General features: G+C 72.8%; 17 protein-coding genes. 11 read left to right on the top strand and 6 right to left on the bottom strand.

The window, feature by feature from the left end:
• Positions 1-103: 103 nt before the first annotated feature.
• From AAT21_RS06120 to AAT21_RS06110, 3 genes are read left to right on the top strand one after another with little or no spacing between them, the layout of a single operon-like run.
• The gene (locus tag AAT21_RS06120; protein ID WP_052757666.1) at positions 104-541 is read left to right on the top strand and encodes a hypothetical protein; all 438 of its coding nucleotides are present in this window, start codon (positions 104-106) and stop codon (positions 539-541) included.
• Positions 538-2346 carry an alpha/beta hydrolase gene (locus tag AAT21_RS06115; protein WP_046775747.1) on the top strand — a complete coding sequence of 603 codons (1809 nt, stop codon included), beginning with the start codon at positions 538-540 and terminating at the stop codon, positions 2344-2346. The genes AAT21_RS06120 and AAT21_RS06115 overlap by 4 nt, the downstream gene beginning before the upstream one ends.
• On the top strand, positions 2343-2939 hold the full coding sequence (locus tag AAT21_RS06110) for a hypothetical protein (protein WP_046775746.1): 597 nt from the start codon (positions 2343-2345) through the stop codon (positions 2937-2939). Before AAT21_RS06115 ends, AAT21_RS06110 begins: the two co-directional genes overlap by 4 nt.
• 116 nt (positions 2940-3055) lie before the next feature.
• Here the strand turns inward: AAT21_RS06110 and AAT21_RS06105 are convergent, their stop codons facing one another.
• The 3 genes from AAT21_RS06105 to AAT21_RS39970 all read right to left on the bottom strand — a co-directional run bounded on the left by AAT21_RS06105 (position 3056) and on the right by AAT21_RS39970 (position 5414).
• A complete protein-coding gene (locus tag AAT21_RS06105; protein ID WP_046775745.1) occupies positions 3056-4246 on the bottom strand; it encodes a spore photoproduct lyase family protein in 1191 nt (396 codons plus the stop codon).
• 340 nt (positions 4247-4586) lie between these two features.
• Positions 4587-5069 (bottom strand): MSMEG_6728 family protein, encoded by a 483-nt coding sequence (locus AAT21_RS06100; protein ID WP_046775744.1) that lies wholly within the window; start codon positions 5067-5069, stop codon positions 4587-4589.
• 33 nt (positions 5070-5102) lie between these two features.
• Positions 5103-5414 carry a hypothetical protein gene (locus AAT21_RS39970; protein ID WP_046775743.1) on the bottom strand — a complete coding sequence of 104 codons (312 nt, stop codon included), beginning with the start codon at positions 5412-5414 and terminating at the stop codon, positions 5103-5105.
• Between the two features lie 142 nt (positions 5415-5556).
• On the opposite strand from AAT21_RS39970, the gene AAT21_RS06090 reads away from it, so the two are divergent.
• Both AAT21_RS06090 and AAT21_RS06085 read left to right on the top strand, forming a co-directional pair.
• Positions 5557-7332: a SpoIIE family protein phosphatase gene (locus AAT21_RS06090; RefSeq protein WP_157879635.1), complete on the top strand. Its 1776-nt coding sequence runs from the start codon at positions 5557-5559 to the stop codon at positions 7330-7332.
• A 379-nt stretch (positions 7333-7711) separates the two neighbouring features.
• Positions 7712-8281 (top strand): TetR/AcrR family transcriptional regulator, encoded by a 570-nt coding sequence (locus tag AAT21_RS06085; protein WP_046775741.1) that lies wholly within the window; start codon positions 7712-7714, stop codon positions 8279-8281.
• Between the two features lie 36 nt (positions 8282-8317).
• Here AAT21_RS06085 and AAT21_RS06080 read toward each other — a convergent pair whose 3' ends face one another.
• Positions 8318-9244, bottom strand: coding sequence for an MBL fold metallo-hydrolase (locus tag AAT21_RS06080; RefSeq protein ID WP_046775740.1), 927 nt, complete (start codon positions 9242-9244; stop codon positions 8318-8320).
• Positions 9245-9456: 212 nt separating this feature from the next.
• Here AAT21_RS06080 and AAT21_RS06075 point away from each other — a divergent pair, with 212 nt between their 5' ends.
• Together AAT21_RS06075 and AAT21_RS06070 are read left to right on the top strand one after the other, a co-directional pair.
• The gene (locus AAT21_RS06075; protein ID WP_046775739.1) at positions 9457-9666 is read left to right on the top strand and encodes a hypothetical protein; all 210 of its coding nucleotides are present in this window, start codon (positions 9457-9459) and stop codon (positions 9664-9666) included.
• Entirely contained in the window at positions 9653-11044 is a 1392-nt protein-coding gene (locus AAT21_RS06070) for an amidase (RefSeq protein ID WP_046775738.1), read from the top strand. The genes AAT21_RS06075 and AAT21_RS06070 overlap by 14 nt, the downstream gene beginning before the upstream one ends.
• Before the next feature lie 12 nt (positions 11045-11056).
• On the opposite strand, the gene AAT21_RS06065 is transcribed toward AAT21_RS06070, so the two are convergent.
• Together AAT21_RS06065 and AAT21_RS06060 are read right to left on the bottom strand one after the other, a co-directional pair.
• Entirely contained in the window at positions 11057-11371 is a 315-nt protein-coding gene (locus tag AAT21_RS06065; protein WP_046775737.1) for a hypothetical protein, read from the bottom strand.
• A 116-nt stretch (positions 11372-11487) separates the two neighbouring features.
• On the bottom strand, positions 11488-12456 hold the full coding sequence (locus tag AAT21_RS06060; protein WP_079025480.1) for an oxidoreductase: 969 nt from the start codon (positions 12454-12456) through the stop codon (positions 11488-11490).
• 94 nt (positions 12457-12550) lie between these two features.
• Here AAT21_RS06060 and AAT21_RS06055 point away from each other — a divergent pair, with 94 nt between their 5' ends.
• The 4 genes from AAT21_RS06055 to xdhC all read left to right on the top strand — a co-directional run bounded on the left by AAT21_RS06055 (position 12551) and on the right by xdhC (position 18758).
• Positions 12551-13558 carry an ArsR/SmtB family transcription factor gene (locus AAT21_RS06055; RefSeq protein ID WP_200904339.1) on the top strand — a complete coding sequence of 336 codons (1008 nt, stop codon included), beginning with the start codon at positions 12551-12553 and terminating at the stop codon, positions 13556-13558.
• A gap of 460 nt (positions 13559-14018) precedes the next feature.
• Positions 14019-15503: a xanthine dehydrogenase small subunit gene (locus tag AAT21_RS06050; RefSeq protein ID WP_046775736.1), complete on the top strand. Its 1485-nt coding sequence runs from the start codon at positions 14019-14021 to the stop codon at positions 15501-15503.
• Positions 15500-17899, top strand: coding sequence for a xanthine dehydrogenase molybdopterin binding subunit (gene xdhB, locus AAT21_RS06045; RefSeq protein WP_046775735.1), 2400 nt, complete (start codon positions 15500-15502; stop codon positions 17897-17899). The genes AAT21_RS06050 and xdhB overlap by 4 nt, the downstream gene beginning before the upstream one ends.
• A 1-nt stretch (position 17900) precedes the next feature.
• Positions 17901-18758: a xanthine dehydrogenase accessory protein XdhC gene (xdhC, locus tag AAT21_RS06040; protein WP_107081218.1), complete on the top strand. Its 858-nt coding sequence runs from the start codon at positions 17901-17903 to the stop codon at positions 18756-18758.
• Positions 18759-18763: the final 5 nt, after the last annotated feature.

Below are 18763 nucleotides of genomic sequence, written 5' to 3'. Positions count from 1 at the left end.
ACGCGCCGTGCGGGCGCGCTCCGTTCCCGATCGCACACACGTGCGCGACCTGCGTTAGTCTCTGCGGGCGCGGAAACGGAACGCAGACGTAGACGGGGGAGCCGTGTCCTATTCGGAGCGCTGGGAGGAACTGTTCGGACCGGCCGACGACGGCCCCGCGATGAGGCTCGCCTCGACAGCCCCCGACCCCGGGACGGGCGGGGGCGGGGGCGGGACCGGCAACCTCCAGCACACCAAGGGTCCTTGGACCAGCGCCTCCCGTACCGCCGGCGACCTGCGCACCACCACGGAGACGAGCCGGGCGGCGCTGGGCCCCGGCCACGAGGGCGTCAAGGCGGGAGCCGCCGGCCTCAGCTCCGTCGCAGCGCTGGGGAGCGTCCTGACCTCCTGGGAGGAGCGCCTGCAGTCGGTGCGGGACGAGTGCGAGCAGCTCAAGGGCACCCTGCTGAAGGTCGCCAAGGAGATGGGCGAGACGGATGCCGCGGTCGACGCGTCCTTCAAGGGCGTCGACGGCGGATCCAAGGCGGACGAGAAGCGATGACCGGAACCCTCACCTGGAAGCAGCTGCGTGACCTCAAGACCTCCGAGTTCACGGAGGCGGGCGACACGTGGCACGAGGTCTCGGACCGCGCGGACTCCGACCGCGTACGGGTCGACCGCGCGATGTCCGCGAAGCTCCGTGAGACCCAGCAGAGCGAGTCGGCGGAGGCGGCCCTCGGCAGACTCCAGCGTCTCAGCCGCAACTTCCAGTACCTGCACAGCGAGTGCGGGCTGGTCCGTACGGCGCTCAACGGGCTCGCGAGCGATCTCGCCGAGCCGCAGAACCAGTTGAAGCAGGCCCTCGCGGACGCCGCTGCCCTGAACTTCACCGTCCACGACGACGGGTCCGTCAGCTACCCCGCCGCCGAGGTCGAGGACCTGACCGGCGCGAAGAAGGAGGCGCCGGGCAGCAAGGTCCAGGGCAGCTCCCGCCTCCCGCTGGAACCGCCGGGCCTCGGCCAGCCGGGCCAGTCGCCCCTGTATCCCGGCTACTCGGGCTTCAAGCCGCTGAACCCGAACGCGGCGAAGGCGCAGGACGTGGCCGACCGTATCGCCCGGGCCGTGCGGTCCGCGGGCGAGATCGACGCCCGGTACGCCAAGACCCTCACCGGCCTGAAGGCGGAGAAGGGCCTCGACGTCACCGCGGCCACGCTGAAGGACGTCGCCCGGGACACCTCCGACGTCCGCTCCACCGCCGGCATGTACCTCGGCGAGAACGTCCCGGAGGACAAGAGCCCCGCCGAGCGCAAGAAGTGGTGGGACGGCCTGACCGACGAACAGCGCCAGGAGTACCTGGAGATCGCACCGGACCTGGTCGGCAGTCTGGACGGCATCCCGGCGGTGGCCCGCGACGAGGCGAACCGCAACTACCTGCCGGTCCTCATCGACGACCTGGGGCGCCGGGGCGGCGACGACGCGGAGACGAAGCTCAACGCCCTCCGGATGATCCAGGACAAGCTGGGTGAACCGAGCCGCCCGCCCATGTTCCTCCTGGGCATCGGGGACGAGGGCAACGGGCGCGCGATCGTCGCGTACGGCAACCCCGACACCTCCAAGAACGTCTCCGCGTACGTCCCCGGTCTCTCGACCAGGCTGAACGACGAGTTCGTCACGGACACGATGAAGCGGGCCCAGGACACGGCCAAGGGCGCCCAGCGCGTGGACCCGTCCAGCGCCTCGATCATCTGGCTGGGCTACGACGCCCCGCAGAACGTGGACGTGATGTCGCGGGGCGACGCGCAGCGGGGCGCCCCGGCGTACAACCAGTTCATGGCGGGCCTCTCGGCGACGAACCAGAACGCGGACCCGCATGTCACGGCGATCGGGCACTCCTACGGCTCGCTCACCGTGGGCACGGCGGCGAAGCAGTCCGGCGGGATCCCCGGCGTCGACGACGTGATCCTGCTCGGCAGCCCCGGCGTGGACGCGCAGAAGGCGACCGAGCTCGGAGTCGGCAAGGAGCACGTGTTCGTCGGCGCCGCCGACAACGACCCGGTCACGCACCTGCCCTCGAAGGACGAGGCGGCGCTCGGCTGGCTGACCGGTGGCCCGCTGGGGGTCGCGGTCGGACGTGACCTCTTCGACATCGACAACGACGACGTGTACTTCGGCAAGGACCCGGCGAGCAAGGCCTTCGGCGCACAGCGCTTCCTGGTCGACGACGGGCCGAGGATGGTCATGGACGGCGGGGGGTTCGACGCCCACTCCCAGTACTTCACCCCGGAGAAGGACCAGGTGTCGGCGGACAACATCGCCAACATCGTCGCCGGCCACCCTGAGAACATCGTGAGGGAGAAGCATCGATGAAGCGCATCACGCGGACCATTCGCCTGGCCGGTGCGATGGCCGTGGCCGGCGCACTGCTCGCCGGGTGCGGGCCGACCGGCGGCACCAAGGACGAACGAGGGACTGTGGCAGGCATGGACATGCAGGGAGCGGCGGAGCGCGCCGACGCGATGCTCTACGCGACGGTCGCGGCGATCAAGCCGGAGATCGAGTGGGTCCACGACACCACGACCACCGGCAGCTGCGACGTGACGCGCTACTGGACGGTGATGACGATCGTCTCCCCGCAGCGCCGCGGCAACTTCCTCGGTGTGGTCGAGGGGTTCTGGAAAGCGAGCGGCTACCGGATCAAGACGGTGAATCCGAGCAAGGACATGCCGGCGATCTACGCCACGTCCCCGGACGGCTTCGGCATCAGCGTGCTCTTCGGCCACCAGGGCCAGGCCTTCTTCGAGGTCACCAGCCCCTGCGTGAAGAACTCGAAGGTGGCCGCGCCGACGAAGGTGGCGAACGGCGCCACGTACGAGGGCGAGACCGCCGTCCCCACCCCCAACGTCCGCTCCGACTTCTGGTCCGCCGAGACCCCGGTGCCGGGCACCACGCCCTCGCCCTGACCGTCGCCGGAACGGGACGGGACGGGATGGGATGGGGCGTAACGGAACGGGACGGACGCGGCTCCGGCCGCGCCCGTCCTGCTGTTCTCGGTTGAACGGTTCTCGACGTCGTCGGGTCAGAAGGCGTACCTGATCCGCAGCCAGGGCGCGTGGGCGGCGACGAGCTCGCGCATCCTCGCGACGGCCCCGGCCTTCACGTCGCGGCGGTAGCGGACGTTCCAACTGCCGTTCTCCGAGCGCTTCGGCTGCTGGAGATCCGGCCGCCACAGGACGTCCTCCGCACGCGGGTGCCAGCCCAGATTGAGCTCGTGCAGGTCCTGGTTGTGCGTCAGCATGATCACCTCGGCTGCCGCCTGCTGCTTCACCCGAACTGGCAGTACGTCGTCCATGTGCCGCAGCAGAAGGGACCAGTCGCCCTCCCAGCCCGGGCGCAGGACGACCGGCGAGAGGTTGAAGTGCACCTCGTATCCCGCGTCCAGGAAGTCCGCGGCCGCGGCGATACGGCTCGCCACCGGGCTGGTGCGGATGTCGAGCAGCCTGGAGTCGCCCTGCGGCATCAGTGAGAACCGCACGCGGGTACGGCCGCGGGGGCGGAGCAGGAGCAGGTCGGGGTTGACGAACTTGGTGGCGAAGGACGCCTTTGCGGTGGGCCACTTCGCGAAGGCGTCCACCAGGTCGGCCACGTTGTCACTGATCAGGGCGTCGACGGAGCAGTCGCTGTTCTCGCCGATGTCGTAGACCCAGGCGGCCGGATCGCACTGGTTGGGCTCGGGCTTGGGGCCGAGGCGGGCGATGTGCCGGGAGAGGTGGGCGATCGTGCGCTCGATGTTGGTGAAGACGGTGACCGGGTTGGCGTATCCCTTGCGGCGCGGGACGTAGCAGTAGGCGCAGGCCATGGCACAGCCGTTGGCGGGACCCGGGGCGATCCAGTCCGCGGAGCGGCCGTTGGGCCGGGTGGTGAGCGTCTTCTTCTCCCCCAGCACCAGGGTCTCGGTCTTGATCCGGACCCAGCGGTCGACGTTCCCCTCGTTGCCGTGGAGGTCCGGGATCCGCCAGTGCGAGTCGACGGGGACGACCTCGGCGTCGGGGTACCGGGCGAGGACCTGCCGGCCGCGCGGGGAGGCCGCGGCCGCGGGCTCGGCGAAGACCGTCCGTACGGACAGCATCCGGCGCGCGTCCGGGGTGTCCCGGAACATCGGGCCGGCGCCCTCGTGCGCCCGGGGCGCCCGCCCGGTGTCGATGTCCTCCAGACCGAACAGGGCGTCCGCGCCGTCGCCCGGTCGGCCCCTGGGCGGCTGGGCTCGCATGGTGGTCTCCTGCGGATCTCGACTCCGGGCCCGGGGGCCGCGGTCCCACGGCGGTGAGCCCGCGGGAGATGGACCATCCACTGTAGGCGAGCGGCCGACGGCCCCGCCGGTCGCAAAGAACGTGTCCGGGAGGTGCGCGAGGTGTACGGCTGCCCGAGGCTGGGACGGGGCCGTGCCGCCGGACGGCAGCCGGCCTGGCCCGAAGGGAGGGCCATGGACGGCAAGCACGGCAAGCACGGCAAGGACCGCAAGGGCGGCAAGGGCGGCGACGACCTGAGCCGGGGGGACGAGGTCTCGTGGAAGAGCCACGGCCACACGGTGGAGGGCAGGGTGAAGACCGTCACGGTGGGCGGGGCGCGGTGTCGCGGTCGGAGGCGGGCCAGACGTACGGCAGGTCGTCCGCGACCTCGGGGAAGTGCGGACGGTAGAAGTCAGGGTCCTTGCGCACCAGGGCGGACTGGTGGCTGCGGTGGAAGTCGGCGGCGCCGAGCCACGGCGGGAGGTCGCCGTCGGCCGCCAGCTGCGGCTGCGTCCTCGGCTCGCCGCCGGGCAGCCATGCCCGGAAGTCCTGGACCAGGGTGACGGCGCAGGTGTCGGCGCGTCCCCCGGCCGTCCAGTTCCGGCAGACGTCCAGTCCGTACCGTACGAGGGCCTCCTCGTAGCCCGCCCACATGCGTACGGCCGGATGCCTGCGCCAGCCGTAGTCCGGGACGATCAGCCCGCGCAGCACCTGGAGGGCCTCGACCCGCTGTTTGCCGAGCCGCCGGACGTCGAGCACCGCGGCCGAGTCCTGGAACGACGGGAAGGGGAGGAACGTCTGCACCTGGCCTCCTCGTCGTCCCGTCGCCTCCACGGGTCACCTCTCGCCGACGACCCGGACGCTCCTGACCTCGGTGTCGACCGCGTCCGGTACCACCATGCCCGCGTCGGCCCCGGAGCGCAGGTACCGCAGGACGTCACCGGTGAGTCGCTCCCCCGGCAGCGCCGCCGGGATGCCCGGGCCGAAGAAGGCGTGAGGCGGCGGCGCCGCCTGCTCCGGCCGGACGCGTCGGCCGGTCCGTGGCGTGCGCCTGCCCCTTGGCGGCCGGCGGAAACCGGCGGCGGCCGGCAGGTCCTCGTGGATGGGTTCGAGGTGGCGGATGTGTGCGTCCGGGGCCGAGTGGAGCACGCACGGTTGCTCGTCGCCGCGGGCCCGTCTCCCCGCCGGTCGGGGCAGGTCAGGGTGGGTGGGGGCAGGGGCGTCGGCCTAGCATGGTAGGCATCGCACGTGCGGGTGCAGCCTGGTGGACCCCGGCAGGAGAGGAAGCGGGTTGAATCGATTCGCCCGGCTCGCCACGCGTCTTCTGGCGGCCCCGCTGGGGCTCGTGTGGCTGAGGCCGGCAGGTGAGACCGCGGGGGCGGTGTCGGAGTGCTGGCCGATCGGGACGAGCCCCGATCCGGCCGTACTGGCCTGCTGTCGGCGGGTCGCGGAGGAGGGACGGCCCCGGTTCCTGCGGCATGCCGAGGACGAGGGCGGGGCCTTCGCCTTCGCCGGGGTACCCCTGGTGGGCGGTTCCGGCGAGTCGCTGGGGGTCCTCGCGGTCACGGACCACGACCTCCGGGTGTGGGGCGAGGACGACCTGCAGGACCTGTCGGACCTCGCGGCGGCGTGCAGTGCGCAGATGCGGATGCGGAAGCGCTCCGCGACGGTCCGCCAGGCGCGCGAGGCCGCGGAGGACGCGGCGCAGGCGGCCGAGGATGCGGCCCAGGCTGCGGAGGACGCGGCGCAGGCGGCGGAGGGCGAGGCGATCCGGGTGCACGCGCTGCTCAACCGCTCCGAACTGCTCCTGCGGGCAGCCGAGGACCTCGCCGACACCAGCGGCCTGGACGACGTCCGCCAGCGGGTCGGGGACCTGGTCAGCGGGGACCTCAAGCCGGCCTGCATCGACCTGGTCCTGGTGCGGCAGGGAATGCTCCACCCCGTCGTGAGTCCCGTCAACGGCGGCCCGCCCTGGAGCGGGGTCACCGAGCCCTTCGCCCTCGCATCGGACTGGCCGGTCGCGCGGGCGGTGCGCGAGAACCGGATGATCGTGGTCGACGGACCGACGGAGGAGGGCGGGGGCGGGGCCGATGCCGTGGCCGGCCCCCCGGCCACGCCGGCGTTCGCCTCCCTCGACCTCGTCACCGCCACCTGTCTGCCCCTGCGCGGTACGCACGGCATCCTCGGGGCCCTGGTCCTGGGGTGGGACGCCGCGTACGGCATCGGCGTGGACGAGCGTGCGGTGCTGACCACGCTGGCCGGCTACACCGCCCAGGCCGTCGAGCGGGCCCTCCACCTCGACGAGCGCATCACCGTCGCCCGCCGGCTTCAGCTGGCCATGCTCACCGACCTCCCCGACGTACCCGGTCTGGAGCTGGCCGCCCTGTACCGGCCGGCCGCCCAGGACGACATGGTCGGCGGTGTCTGGTACGACGCCTACCCCCTGCCGAAGGCACCGGGCGCAGCCGTCGGCACGCCCGGCACGGGCGCGCTCGCACTCACCGTCGGGGACATCACCGGACACGACGTGCGGGCCGCGGCCCTCATGGGCCAGGTACGCAGCATGCTGCGCCAGGCCGACCAGGACCATCTGGGCGAGGGTCCGGAGCGCGCCCTCGGCGCGCTCGAACGGGCCTGCCGCCGACTGGACCTCCCGGCCAGCGGCACCGCCGTGCACGCCCACCTCACTCCGGAGGCCGACGGCCACTGGCACCTGCGGTGGACCAACGCGGGCCATCCGGCTCCCCTCCTGGTCACCGCCGACGGCACCGTGGAGAGCCTCGACCGGCACGACGTACTGCTGCACCACTCACTGCCGCCGGGGCCCCGTACCACCGACAGCCGTTTCCTGCCGCCGGGCAGCACCCTGCTGCTGTACACGGACGGGCTGGTGGAGGAGCGGGGTGAGGACATCGAGGACAACGTCGACCGGCTTGCCCGCCGGCTCGCCGCCGCTCCCCCGGATGCTCCGTTGGACGTGTTGCTGCGGGCTCTCCTGGACGCCGTCGGTCCGCAGGATGCCCAGGACGACGCGGTCCTGTTCGCGGTGCGCGTGGCCACCCGCTGACCCTCGGCGGAGCGGGGCCGCGGTGAGCGGGAGCAGTGCGGCCGCGGCGAGCAGGGCGACGAGAGCGGCGTAGAGATGGGCGGCGACGCGCAGGCCGTACAGCTGCGTGAGGACGCCCCGCGCCTACGGCTCGCAGGCTCATCGCCACGTACGAGAGCACGTGGTACGCGGCCAGGGTCGTGCTCCGGTCCGGCTGCGGGACCGGGGCCAGCACCATGCTCAGCGAGCCCCGCGTGACCGCGCCGAAGGCGGCACCGGCCGGCAGGGCCGCGGCGAACACCGCGGGCAGGCTGACCAGGTGCAGGCCGGTCAGGGACAGCGCCACGGCCGATGGTGCCGCAGGCCTCGTGAAGCAAGAACTTTGCTTTAAGCTGCCGGCATGAGCCGCAAACCGATGGTCCGCCCAGGCGGCCGCAGCGCCCGCGTCCAGGAGGCGGTCCACACCGCGGTACGCGAACTCCAGGAGGAGGTCGGCCGGTCGGAGCTGACGGTGCCGCTGGTCGCGACCCGCGCGGGCGTCACGCCGTCGACCATCTACCGGCGCTGGGGCGACCTGCAGGAGCTTCTGTCGGACGTCGCCGTGGAGCACCTGCGGCCGGACACGCCGCCGCCGAGCCACGGGCACCTGTCGGCGGACCTGCGCGGCTGGGCCGAGCAGTTCATCGAGGAGATGTCCTCCCCGGTCGGCCGCACCTACATCCGCGACGCCCTGCTCGGCCATCCGGACGGCGACAACGCGGCGCGCTGCTCGGCGTACGCGGCGGAGCAGATCGAGGTCATGCTCGCCCGGGCGGCGAAGCGCGGCGAGGACGCGCCCGACGTCGAAGCGGTCCTCGACCGGGTCGTGGCACCCATGATGTACCGGATCCTCTTCCGCCCCGGCGACCTCACCGCGGACTACGCGCACCTGCTCGTACGGGAGTTGCTGGACGGCCCCACGACCCGCTGACCGCCGATCCCCGGCTGGGGCGGGGGCCGGGCCGATTCACACTCCGGCGGACACGGGGGCCGCATCCCGGCCGGGAACGGGTTCGAGCCGGTAGGCGTCGCCGTCGGCGACCACGCGGCCGGCGGTCGGCGGGGGGAAGTGGGTGCCGAGCAGGAGCGCGTCCGTACCGGCGAGCGAGGCGAGCAGCGCACGGCGGGTCGCCTCGGCGCGCTCGGGGTCGATGTCGACGCAGCTGCCGATCTCCGGATGCGCCAGCTGTACGGGGTGGTGGATGCAGTCCCCGGTGATCAGGGCCGCGGCACCGCCACTGGTCACCCGTACGGCGATGTGGCCGGGCGTGTGCCCCGGGGCCGGCACCAGTTCCAGACCGGCGGCCACGGCCACGCCCCCGGCCGGCACGTCCACCACGTCGAGCAGCCCCGCCTCCTCGACCGGGTGCACCGAGTCGCGGAACATGGCCGCGCGCGCCTCGTCCATGGCGTAGGCGGCCCAGAAGTCGTACTCCGCCTTCGACGTGAGGTAGCGGGCGTTGGGGAAGGTGGGGACCCAACTGCCTTCGATCGCGCGCGTGTTCCAGCCGACGTGGTCGGTGTGCAGGTGGGTCAGCAGCACCAGGTCGACCGCTTCCGGCGGGAATCCCGCGCGGGCGAGGCGGTCGAGGTAGTCGGTGCGCAGGTCGTGCCACGCCGGGTTGACGCGCGTCTTGCCGTTGCCGATGCCGGTGTCGACGACGACGCGCAGCCCGTCCACGACCATCGCGAAGCTGTGGCTGTCCAGCCGCAGGACGCCGTCCCGGTCCGCGAAGTCGGGCCGCAGCCAGCCCTGTTCGGAGACGACATCGGCGGTGGCGGCCGGCAGCAGCCACGGGCCGGTGGGCGGCGGCAGGGGGATCTCGTCGATGCGCCGGACGACGACGGAACCGACCGCCCAGGAGGGGGCGACGGCGGACGGTGCTGTGGGCACGGGGAAGCCTTCCTTCTGCTGCGGAGGGCAAGCGGCCCACCTAAACGCGATTGATTTGCTTTTAGGTACGCTAGGACCCACCGGCGGCTAACGCAACCTGTTAGCTTTTAGTGGCGGAGGGTCGGCGCCGACCGCCGCGCCCCTCCTCCCCTCCGCTCCCCTCCCCCCTCCTCTTCTCCCCCTCTCCCTCAGCCCGTTCAGGAAGGACACCCATGTCCACCGACGACCTCACCCCCTCCGAGGCGGCCCGCTGGGCCGCACGCTCCGGTCTCCCCCTGGCGCCGGAGCGCCAGGGGGCGGTGGCAGCAACCGCCGATCACATCCACTCCGTCGTATCCGTCCTGCGGGAACTGGACTTCGGGGACACACCGCCGTCCGCCGCGTACCGCGCGGGAGGGGAACAGCACGATGCAGCCGTATGAACTGACCCTGGCCGACGCCGCCGAGGCGATACGGACCGGCCGCCTGTCGCCGGTCGAGCTGGTGGACTCGGTACTGGAGCGCATCGAGCAGGTGCAGCCGCGCCTGGGGGCCTACGTCTCGGTGACGGCGGACCGTGCGCGGCACGCGGCGCGGCGCGCGGCGGACGAGATCGCCGCCGCCGGGGCCAGGGGCCCCCTCCACGGGATTCCGGCCGCCCTGAAGGATCTGATCGACGTGGCCGGCACGGCCACCTCGGCGAGCTCGCGGGTACGCGAGGGGCACCGGGCGCCGGGCGACAGCACAGTCGCCGCGCGGCTCTCCGCGGCCGGGGCGGTTTTCGTCGGCAAGACCCACACGCACGAGTTCGCCTACGGTCTGACCACCCCTCAGACCGCCAACGCCTGGGACCGCGGCCGGGTCGCCGGCGGCTCCAGCGGTGGTTCGGCCGTGGCCGTGGCCGCGCGGGCGGCCACGTTCGCACTGGGCACCGACACCGGCGGGTCGATCCGGGTGCCCGCCGCGCTCAACGGCGTGGTCGGCCTGAAGCCCACGTACGGACTGGTCCCCCGGCACGGCGTGACCTCGCTGTCCTGGTCGCTCGACCACGTCGGGCCCATCACCCGGACCGTGGAGGACGCCGCTCTGGTCCTGGGGGCGCTGGCCGGCCATGACCCGCGCGACCCGGCTTCCGTGGCCGCGCCACCGGCCGACCACCGGCCGGGCCCCGGCACGGACCTGACGGGCCTCCGGGTGGGCGTGCCGGGGAACTACTACTTCGACCACGTGGACCCCGACGTCGAGGCCTCGGTGCGGCGGGCGATCGCCCGGCTGGCGGAGCTCGGTGCGCGGCTGGTCGACGTCGAGATCCCGATGACGCGCTACATCCGGCCGACCCACTGGGGGCTGATGGTGCCGGAGGCGTCGGCCTACCACGAGCGGACGCTGCGCGCCGTGCCCGAGCTGTACTCGGCGGACGTACGCGTCCTGCTGGAGGCGGGCGAGCTGATGACCGCCGGGGACCACCTGCGCGCGCAGCGCGCCCGCACGCTCCTGCGGCAGGCGTGGCTGGACATGATGGACACGGTCGACGTGATCGCCGCGCCCACCGTGCCCATCACGGCGGTGGCCGCCGGTCAGACCGCCGTGACCTGGCACGACGGCACGGTGGAGAGCGTCTCCGACGCCTACGTCCGGCTGTCGGCCCCGGCCAATGTCACCGGGGTCCCGGCACTGACCGTTCCCGTCGGCCTGGACCCGCAGGGCCTGCCGATCGGCATGCAGCTCATGGGGAGGCCGTTCGGCGAGGCCGCGGTGCTGCGTGCGGGCCACGCGTACGAACGGACCGGCACCGCCGGCGGCCTGACACCCGCAGCGTAGGCCATGCCCGTATCAGGCGAGCTCGACGGTGACGATGCCATCCACCACGAAGGCGGCGGCCGAGAGCACGATCAGGCCGAGCCGGACGGCCGAGAGCCACAGGGCGAGGGCGCGCGAACGCCCGGTCCCGGCCCGCGAGAGGAGGAACGCCGTCGCGCCGAGTGACGCGCCCAGCGCGAGCGCGGCCAGGAAGAAGCCCAGGGCCCTGGGGGACGTGGGCCCGGTGGCGGGACCGTAGTCCTCGGTGATCCCGGGCAGCAGCAACCCCACGGCACACAGCACGAGGGCCGTCAGAACCGTGCCGAGGAAGTCGAAGCCAAGGGCCACGGCCCAGCCGACGGGCAGCCGCCGGGAGTCGCGCGGCGTCCGCGCCGGACGGCGCCCTGAGCGATGTCGTCCTGCACCGGCTGACCGTGTGACCCCGGCGGATCCCACCCCGCCTGTCACTGCGCATCGTTGCGGATGCCGCCCCGGCCCGTGCTCCCAGGGCCCTCGGCGGACCCGCCCGGCTTCGGACGGGCGTGGTGCACGGAGTCCAGCAGGGCCAGGTCGGCCGGTGAGAGCCGCAGGGCGCCGGCGGCCACGTTGGCGGCGAGGTGCGCCGGGTCGCCCGTGCCCGGGATCGCCAGGACGTGCGGTCCCCGCTGCAGCGTCCAGGCCAGCCGGACCTGCGCCGCGCTCGCCCCGTGCGCCCGGGCGACCTCCAGCACCTCGGCGCTGTCGTCGCCGCCGGCCCCGGCCTGGCGTCCGGTGCCGGCGATCGAGTAGAACGGCACGAACGCGACGCCTTGCTCGCCACACGTCCGCAGGAACTCGTCCTGCTCGGGCTGTACGCCGATCCCGTACATGTTCTGCACGCACACCACCGGTGCGATGGCCCTGGCCTCGGCCAGGTGGTGGGGGCGGACGTTCGACAGGCCCAGGTGGCGGATGAGGCCGGCTTCCCGGAGCTCCGCCAGCGCGCCGAAACGTTCGGCGATCGAATCGGTGCCGACGATCCGCAGGTTCACCACGTCGAGGTGGTCGCGGCCCAGCTGACGGAGGTTCTCCTCCACCTGGCCGCGCAGTTGTCCGGGCCGGGCGTGGGGCAGCCATTCACCCGAGAGGTCGCGGCCGGGCCCGACCTTGGTGGCGATCACCAGGTCCTCGGGGTACGGGGCCAGGGCGCGGTTGATCAGCTCGTTGGCGGAGCGCAGCGGGGAGAAGTAGAACGCCGCGGTGTCGATGTGGTTCACGCCGAGGTCCACGGCGCGGCGCAGTACGTCGATCGCCCGGCCGCGGTCGCGCGGGACGGCATCGCCGATGAGGGCCTCGCCGCTCTGGGGCAGCCGCATCGCGCCGAAACCGATCCGGTTGACCGTGCGGTCGCCGAGCTTCCAGGTGCCTGCCGCTGTGTTCGTCTGTGAGGTCATGCACGGGATGATCGGTGCCGGGTAGGCTGCCGGCCCAGCGATTAAGGCATGCGTGAATCCTCGGGGCGGGCAGGCAGGCGGGAGTGGGCGGTCGATGCGGGCGGAACTGGCGTTCTCGGTGGGCGATCTGGCGCGGATGCGCTTCGTGGTCTCGCCGATGTGGGAGGTCGGGCCCAGCATGCGTCTGCTCCGGTCGGGTCGCGAACACCCCGTGCACCGGGCCTGGACGGCGCAGGTGCGGCCGCGGCTGGCGGCCACCGGTCTCGACCGCGGGCTGCTCGCCGCACTGGTGCCGCCCTCGGGGTACGTTCCCGACTTCCTCAATCCCGCGCCCGCCGGGCCCTCCCCCACGCTGGAGGAGGAGCTCGCCGCGATCCGGGCCACGCCCGCCGACCGGGTCCGCGGGGAGCTCGACCGGCTGCGTGCCGAGCAGGGGCGCCCCGGCCCGGTGCTCCGCGGCCTGTACGACGACGTGCCACGCCATCTGGAGCGGCTGGTGGAGGAGATCCGGGCCTACTGGGAGGTGGCTCTGGCCCCCTACTGGGTGCGGATCAGGGCGGTGCTCGACGCCGACGTCTTCCACCGGGCGCGGCAGGTCGCCGAGCACGGCGCGGGCCACCTCTTCAACGAGCTCCACGCCTCGGTGAGCTGGGACGACAGCGCCCTGCAGCTGTCCGACCGGAGCAGACCGCTGTCGCGGAGGGCGGCCGGCACCGGTCTGCTGCTGATTCCCTCGGTGTTCACCGGGCCGGTGCCGTTCACCCGCGTGGCACCACCTGATCCGCCGGGTCTGGCCTATCCGGCCCGCGGTATCGGTGCGCTGTGGGAGCCCCGGCCGGCCGCCTCGGGCGGCGCCCTGGCCGCCGTACTCGGCCGCTCGCGGTCCCTGCTGCTGGCCGAGCTGCATTCCCCGGCCGCCACGACCGAACTCGCCCGCCGTACGGGGCTGTCGGCGGCCGGGGTGTCCCAGTGCCTCACGGCGCTGCGCGACGCGGGGCTGGTCAGTGCGCACCGGGCCGGGCGCTTCGTGCTGTACGCCCGTACGTCCGTGGCCGAGGCGCTCCTCGACGCCGCCGACGCCGCCGCCACGGGTGACGGGTGAGGGGTGATGCGTGAGGGGTGACGGGTGACGGGTGGCGGGCGCCATGGGGGTCTCCCACGAATACCGGCCGGTCGAGGTGGCCGGCTTTCATGGAATCAACCGAACCGTGCTTGACCTATGAAGGCGCGGCAACGTAACTTCGACCGCACCCGCTCGTGATCTGCTGGAAGGAGGCGAAATCCGGATGTCGACCGTCTCCGCGCTGATTCGCCTCGCACACCAGATCGCCTGGGCTCCGGGTCGTGTAGCACACGGCTGCTGAGCAGCCCCTTCGTCGGCGTGCCCGTCTGCGGCCCCGGCACCTTCTCTCATCTATGTCACCGCTTACGGCACGTCGTCGCGTGCCGATGCGTCGCGCTGCGGTATTCCGTATGCCGGGCTGCGACCACCGGAAGAGAAAGCTCCTGAACATGGCGACTTGGACAGTCCGACCGACCGTGCGCCGAAACGGGGACGTGCCGTGGTAGCGGCGCGGATCACGGTCAACGGGAAAGAAACACCGATTTCACCGGCGGCACCCCACACCACGGTGCTCGATTTCCTCCGCGAGCGGGGCCTGACCGGGACCAAGGAGGGCTGCGCCGAGGGGGAATGCGGCGCCTGTTCGGTCCTGGTGGCGCGTCCCGGGGTGAAGAAGCCCACCGACTGGGTGGCCGTCAACGCCTGCCTGGTGCCGGTCGCAGCGCTCGACGGCCAGGAGGTCGTCACCTCCGAGGGCCTCGCCACCGCCGACGCATCCGGTGCGCCGGCCGTGCTGCACCCCGTACAGGAGGAGATGGCCGCCCGCGGCGGCTCCCAATGCGGTTACTGCACACCGGGGTTCATCTGCAGCATGGCTTCCGAGTACTACCGTCCCGACCGGTGCGCGCACAGCGACCGGGCCGAACCGGCCGACGGGGCAGGCCAGGACGGCGACTCGGAGCACGGTCCGAACGGCTTCGACCTGCACGCGCTGAGCGGGAACCTGTGCCGCTGCACCGGCTACCGTCCGATCCGCGACGCCGCGTTCGCCGTCGGCATGCCCGCCGAGGACGATCCCCTGGCGCGCCGCCGGGAGCAGTCCCCGCCCGAGCCGGTCGCCACCGCATACGTCCGGGACGAGGGTGCGTTCCTGCGGCCGGGCACCCTGGCCGACGCGGTCCGGCTGCTGCGGGAGCGGCCCGGTGCGACGGTCGTCGCCGGGAGCACCGACTGGGGCGTCGAGGTCAACATCCGCTCCAGCCGGGCGGATTGTGTGATCGCCGTCGACCGACTGACGGAACTGCGGGAGCTGCACGTCGGATCCGAGCGCATCGAGATCGGAGCGGCGCTGACCCTCACGGAGATCGAACGGCGCCTCGACGGTGAAGTCCCGCTGCTGGCCGAGCTGTTCCCGCAGTTCGCCTCCCGGCTGATCCGCAACAGCGCCACCCTCGGCGGCAACCTGGGCACCGGCTCCCCCATCGGCGACAGTCCGCCCGTACTGCTCGCGCTGGAGGCGTCCTTGGTGCTCACCGGCGCCGACGGCGAGCGCGAGGTCCCCCTCGGCGACTACTTCACCGGCTACCGGCAGAGCGTGCGCCGCCCCGGCGAGCTGATCCGCGCGGTGCGCATTCCCCGGCCGCTGGCGCCCGTGACGGCCTTCCACAAGATCGCCAAGCGGCGCTTCGACGACATCTCCAGCGTCGCGGTCGCCTTCGCCCTCGACATCGAGGACGGGACCGTCCGCACGGCGCGCATCGGCCTGGGCGGCGTGGCCGCGACCCCGGTCCGCGCCCTGGCCACCGAGGCCGCCCTGGAAGGCGGGCCCTGGACGGCGGAGAGCGTCGAGGCCGCCGCGCGGGTGCTCAGCACCGAGGGCACGCCGCTGGACGATCACCGCGCGAGCGCCCAGTACCGCTCCGCGATGCTCGGGCAGAGCCTGCTGAAGCTGTACGCGCGAACCACCGAGGCGGTGTCGTCATGAGCCATCTGTCCCAGCGTCCCGAGAAGCCCGTGGTCGGGCTTCCGCTGCCGCACGAGAGCGCCGGCCTGCACGTCACCGGCGCCGCCCTCTACACCGACGACCTGGTCCACCGCACCAAGGACGTGCTGCACGCGTACCCGGTCCAGGTCATGAAGGCCCACGGCACGATCACCGCGCTGCGCACCGGGCCCGCACTCGCCGTGCCCGGTGTGGTCCGCGTACTGACGGGTGCCGATGTGCCCGGCGTCAACGACGCCGGGATGAAGCACGACGAACCGCTGTTCCCCGACACCGTCATGTTCCACGGGCACGCCGTCGCCTGGGTGCTCGGCGAGACCCTGGAGGCGGCCCGGCTGGGTGCGGCGGCCGTCGAGGTGGAGCTGGACGAGAAGCCCTCCGTGATCACGCTGCGGGAGGCGATGGCGGCCGGGAGCTTCCACGGCGCCCGGCCGGTGATGGTGACCGGCGACGTCGACGCCGGCTTGGAGGACTCCGCCCACGTGTTCACCGGCGAGTTCCACTTCTCCGACCAGGAGCACTTCTATCTCGAGACGCACGCGGCGCTGGCCCACGTCGACGAGAACGGGCAGATGTTCGTCCAGAGCAGCACCCAGCACCCCTCGGAGACGCAGGAGATCGTCGCGCACGTGCTCGGTCTGCACAGCCACGAGGTGACCGTGCAGTGCCTGCGGATGGGCGGCGGCTTCGGCGGCAAGGAGATGCAGCCCCACGGGTTCGCGGCCGTCGCCGCGCTCGGCGCCAGGCTGACCGGCCGGCCCGTCCGGGTCCGGCTCAACCGGACCCAGGACCTGACCATGTCCGGCAAGCGCCACGGCTTCCACGCGGCGTGGCGGATCGGCTTCGACGCCGAGGGCCGCATCCAGGCCCTGGAGGCCACGCTGACCGCTGACGGCGGCTGGAGCCTGGACCTGTCCGAGCCCGTCGTGGCGCGCGCCCTGTGCCACATCGACAACACGTACTGGATTCCCAACGCGCGGGTCACCGGCCGTATCGCCAGGACCAACAAGGTCTCCAACACCGCTTTCCGCGGCTTCGGCGGACCGCAGGGCATGCTGGTGATCGAGGACATCATGGGCCGGTGCGCGCCCCTGCTCGGACTGGATCCCATGGAGCTGCGCGAACGCAACTTCTACCGGCAGGGCCACTCGACTCCCTACGGTCAGCGGGTCCTGCACCCCGAACGGATCTCCGCCGTCTGGCGCCAGGTCCAGGACGACGCCGGCCTCGCCGACCGCAGGGCCGCGATCGCGGCCTTCAACGCCACGCACCCGCACACCAAGCGGGCACTCGCGGTCACCGGCATCAAGTTCGGGATCTCCTTCAACCTCACCGCGTTCAACCAGGCCGGCGCGCTGGTGCTGGTCTACAAGGACGGCTCGGTCCTGATCAACCACGGCGGGACCGAGATGGGGCAGGGCCTGCACACCAAGATGCTGCAGGTGGCGGCGACCACGCTGGGCATTCCGCTGCACAAGGTACGGCTGGCGCCCACCCGCACGGACAAGGTGCCCAACACCTCCGCCACCGCCGCCAGCGCCGGGGCGGACCTCAACGGCGCGGCGGTGAAGAACGCCTGCGAGCAGATCCGCGAGCGGCTGCTCCAGGTCGCCGGCACCCGGCTGGGGGCGAACGCCTCGGACGTGCGCATCGTCGACGGCGTCGCGCGCGTCCTCGGCAGCGAGGAGGTGCTGGCCTGGGACGAGCTGGTGCGCACCGCGTACTTCCAGCGGGTCCAGCTGTCGGCGGCCGGTTTCTACCGGACCGAGGGGCTGCACTGGGACGCGAAGGTGTTCCAGGGCTCGCCGTTCAAGTACTTCTCCTACGGCGCCGCGGCGGCCGAGGTGGAGGTGGACGGGTTCACCGGGGCGTACCGGATCCGGCGGGTGGACATCGTGCACGATGTCGGCGACAGCCTCTCCCCCATGATCGACATCGGTCAGGTCGAGGGCGGTTTCGTGCAGGGCGCGGGCTGGCTGACCCTGGAGGACCTGCGGTGGGACGCCGGCGACGGGCCGCACCGCGGCCGGCTGCTGACCCAGGCGGCGAGCACGTACAAGCTGCCGAGCTTCTCGGAGATGCCCGAGGAGTTCAATGTCCGGCTGCTGGAGAACGCCACGGAGGAGGGCGCGGTCTACGGGTCCAAGGCGGTGGGTGAGCCTCCGCTGATGCTGGCCTTCTCGGTACGGGAGGCGCTGAGGCAGGCCGCGGCGGCCTTCGGACCAGAGGGGGTCTGCGTGGAACTGGCCTCCCCGGCCACGCCCGAGGCGGTGTACTGGGCGGTCGAGTCGGCGCGCAGCGGCGGCGCGGCGCATGGCGAACAGCCCCGCGGCGAGCAGGCGGACGGCGCCGGGGCGAGCGCGCTGAGCCATGCCTGAGATGAGCTGGGTGGCCGCGGTCGCGCGGTTGCGGGCACGCCGGGAACCCGGCGTGCTCGTGACCGTCGCTGCCGTGCGCGGCCACGCGCCCCGCCGGGCCGGTGCCAAGCTCGTCGTGGGACGGACCGAGGCCTGGGGGTCGATCGGCGGCGGCAACATCGAGGCCGTCGCCGTCGACCGGGCCCGCGAGCTGACCGGCGCGGCCGATCCGGAGCCGGAGCTCATGGAGTTCGCCCTCAACGACAAGGTCACCGGCCGCCACGGCGTGCAGTGCTGCGGCGGAGCCGTCACCGTACTGCTCGAACCGCTGCCGGTGGTCCAGGCCGTGGCGGTCTTCGGCGTCGGGCACGTGGGGCTGGAGCTGGCACGCATCCTGGCGCGCCACGAACTGGACCTGCACCTGATCGACAGCCGCCCGGACATGCTCACGGACGAGCGACTGGGCGTGCTCGCGGACGCGGTGGCGCACGTCCGGGTGCATCACACCCCGCTGCTGCCGGAGGAGGTCCTCGCGGAGCTGCCGTCCGGCGCCCACGTCCTGATCATGACGCATGACCATGCCGAGGACGCGGCGTTGTGCGACGCCGCGTTGCGCACGGCCGGTCTGGGCTCGATCGGTCTGATCGGCTCGTCGGCGAAGTGGGCGCGGTTCCGGCAGCGCCTGGCCACCGAGGGCGGCCATGACACCGCCGCCATCGACCGGATCAGGACGCCGATCGGGATCCCGGGTATCGCCGGGAAGGAGCCCGCCACGATCGCGGTGAGCGTGGCGGCCGACCTGCTCCGCAGGTTCGAACAGGATCCCGCCGGCCCGCACCGGGACGCCGGGCGGAGCGGGGCCGCCGACGGCGCGGACTGATCGGC

It is taken from the genome of Streptomyces yangpuensis (assembly GCF_001005295.1).
Classification (GTDB): domain Bacteria; phylum Actinomycetota; class Actinomycetes; order Streptomycetales; family Streptomycetaceae; genus Streptomyces; species Streptomyces yangpuensis.
This window is presented reverse-complemented; position numbering and strand designations above follow the sequence as displayed.